The organism is Tersicoccus sp. Bi-70, assembly GCF_001968825.1.
Lineage (GTDB): Bacteria > Actinomycetota > Actinomycetes > Actinomycetales > Micrococcaceae > Tersicoccus.
Window position 1 is genome coordinate 1 of record NZ_MIEU01000005.1, and the last position, 3,206, is coordinate 3,206.

Consider the following 3,206-nt stretch of genomic DNA (forward strand, 5'->3'; position numbering starts at 1 on the left):
AAATACTGGGACACCAGGTGCTGGTGTCGGTTCTCCCGGTTGTTCCCTGACCCGCCCGTTCGACGGGGGGTGGGGTTGTTGATCGGGAGCTGCATGGTGGACGCGAACAGTCAATTCTGGCACCACCCGGGGGTGGTGTGTGGTGTAAGTTGTTGGCCTATTAGTACCGGTCAGCTTCACGAGTCTTTAGTCCTCGCTTCCACATCCGGCCTATCAACCCAGTGGTCTAGCTGGGGGCCTTCAACCCTGACGGGTATGGAAATCTCATCTTGAAGCAGGCTTCCCGCTTAGATGCTTTCAGCGGTTATCCCATCCGAACGTAGCTAATCAGCGGTGCACTTGGCAGTACAACTGACACACCAGAGGTTCGTCCGTCCCGGTCCTCTCGTACTAAGGACAGCCCTTCTCAAATTTCCTGCGCGCGCAGCGGATAGGGACCGAACTGTCTCACGACGTTCTAAACCCAGCTCGCGTACCGCTTTAATGGGCGAACAGCCCAACCCTTGGGACCTACTCCAGCCCCAGGATGCGACGAGCCGACATCGAGGTGCCAAACCATGCCGTCGATATGGACTCTTGGGCAAGATCAGCCTGTTATCCCCGAGGTACCTTTTATCCGTTGAGCGACGGCCCTTCCACGAGGTGCCGCCGGATCACTAGTCCCGACTTTCGTCCCTGCTCGAGATGTCTCTCTCACAGTCAAGCTCCCTTGTGCACTTACACTCGACACCTGATTGCCAACCAGGCTGAGGGAACCTTTGGGCGCCTCCGTTACTCTTTAGGAGGCAACCGCCCCAGTTAAACTACCCATCAGGCACTGTCCCTGACCCGGATCACGGGTCGAAGTTAGACATCCGAAGCGGTCAGAGTGGTATTTCAACGATGACTCCCCCGACACTGGCGTGCCGGGTTCACAGTCTCCCACCTATCCTACACAAACCGCACCGAACACCAATACCAAACTATAGTAAAGGTCTCGGGGTCTTTCCGTCCTGCTGCGCGTAACGAGCATCTTTACTCGTAGTGCAATTTCGCCGAGTTTATGGTTGAGACAGCGGGGAAGTCGTTACTCCATTCGTGCAGGTCGGAACTTACCCGACAAGGAATTTCGCTACCTTAGGATGGTTATAGTTACCACCGCCGTTTACTGGGGCTTAAATTCCCAGCTTCGCACCCGAAGGCGCTAACCGGTCCTCTTAACCTTCCAGCACCGGGCAGGAGTCAGTCCGTATACATCGTCTTGCGACTTCGCACGGACCTGTGTTTTTAGTAAACAGTCGCTTCCCCCTGGTCTCTGCGGCCCACACCCGCTCGAGCACGCGAAGTGCCGTCACGGGGCAGGCCCCCCTTCTCCCGAAGTTACGGGGGCATTTTGCCGAGTTCCTTAACCATAATTCTCTCGATCGCCTTGGTATTCTCTACCTGATCACCTGTGTCGGTTTCGGGTACGGGCGGCTAGAACCTCGCGTCGATGCTTTTCTCGGCAGCAGAGGATCACCAGATTCCCCCGTAAGGGGGTCCCATCACGTCTCGGCCGTACGCCCCACGGATTTGCCAATGGGACAGCCTACCTGCTTGGACCGGGACTACCATCGCCCGGCCTGGCTACCTTCCTGCGTCACACCTGTTAATACGCTTACCTCCCCGGATCAGGTCCCACGCCGCGCGATCGGTGGGAACCCCGAAGGGATCCCGGTGACCGGTTGGGGTGGTTAGTATCCCCGGATCAGTATGGGCGGTTCTTCGCCGGTACGGGAATATCAACCCGTTGTCCATCGACTACGCCTGTCGGCCTCGCCTTAGGTCCCGACTCACCCAGGGCAGATTAGCTTGACCCTGGAACCCTTGATCATTCGGCGGACGGGTTTCTCACCCGTCTTTCGCTACTCATGCCTGCATTCTCACTCGTGTGGGCTCCACCACTGGGTCACCCCGCAGCTTCACTGCCCACACGACGCTCCCCTACCCATCCACACCCCTGAACCACGAAGGCTAGGAAATGTATGAATGCCACGACTTCGGCGGTGTACTTGAGCCCCGCTACATTGTCGGCGCGGAATCACTTGACCAGTGAGCTATTACGCACTCTTTCAAGGGTGGCTGCTTCTAAGCCAACCTCCTGGTTGTCTAAGCAACTCCACATCCTTTCCCACTTAGCACACGCTTAGGGGCCTTAGTCGGTGGTCTGGGCTGTTTCCCTCTCGACCATGAAGCTTATCCCCCACGGTCTCACTGCTGCGCTCTCACTTACCGGCATTCGGAGTTTGGCTGACGTCAGTAACCTTTTAGGGCCCATCGGCCATCCAGTAGCTCTACCTCCGGCAAGAAACACGCAACGCTGCACCTAAATGCATTTCGGGGAGAACCAGCTATCACGAAGTTTGATTGGCCTTTCACCCCTACCCACAGCTCATCCCCTCCATTTTCAACTGAAGTGGGTTCGGTCCTCCACGACGTCTTACCGTCGCTTCAACCTGGCCATGGGTAGATCACTTCGCTTCGGGTCTAGATCACGCCACTGCACGCCCTATTCAGACTCGCTTTCGCTACGGCTTCCCCACACGGGTTAACCTCGCGACGTAACACTAACTCGCAGGCTCATTCTTCAAAAGGCACGCTATCACCCACCCACCACAAGGGTGTCAGGCTCTAACGGATTGTAAGCACACGGTTTCAGGTACTATTTCACTCCCCTCCCGGGGTACTTTTCACCTTTCCCTCACGGTACTGGTCCGCTATCGGTCATCAGGGAGTATTCAGGCTTACCAGGTGGTCCTGGCAGATTCACACGGGATTTCTCGGGCCCCGTGCTACTCGGGAACTCGCCACCACGCGGCGGAACGCATTACGGTTACGGGACTCACACCCTCTACGGTCAGGCATTCAAACCTGTTCACCTATACGCCCGCACCTCACGCGCCAGAGCCGGCAGACTCTGGACGAACGGTCCCACAACCCCGGAAACGCAACCCCTGCCGGGTATCACACGCAACCGGTTTAGCCCCATCCGCTTTCGCTCGCCACTACTCACGGAATCACTGTTGTTTTCTCTTCCTGCGGGTACTGAGATGTTTCACTTCCCCGCGTTCCCCCCGCACGCCCTATATATTCAGACGGCGGTGACCACACATGACATGCGGCCGGGTTTCCCCATTCGGAAATCCTAGGATCACAGACCGGTTATCGTCTCCCCTAGGCTTATCGCA

At 57.1% G+C, this 3,206-nt stretch carries 1 rRNA gene; it reads right to left on the bottom strand.

Going from position 1 to position 3,206, the window contains the following annotated elements:
* Positions 1 to 139: 139 nt before the first annotated feature.
* Positions 140 to 3,206 (bottom strand): 23S ribosomal RNA (locus BGP79_RS03875); the annotation flags it as partial.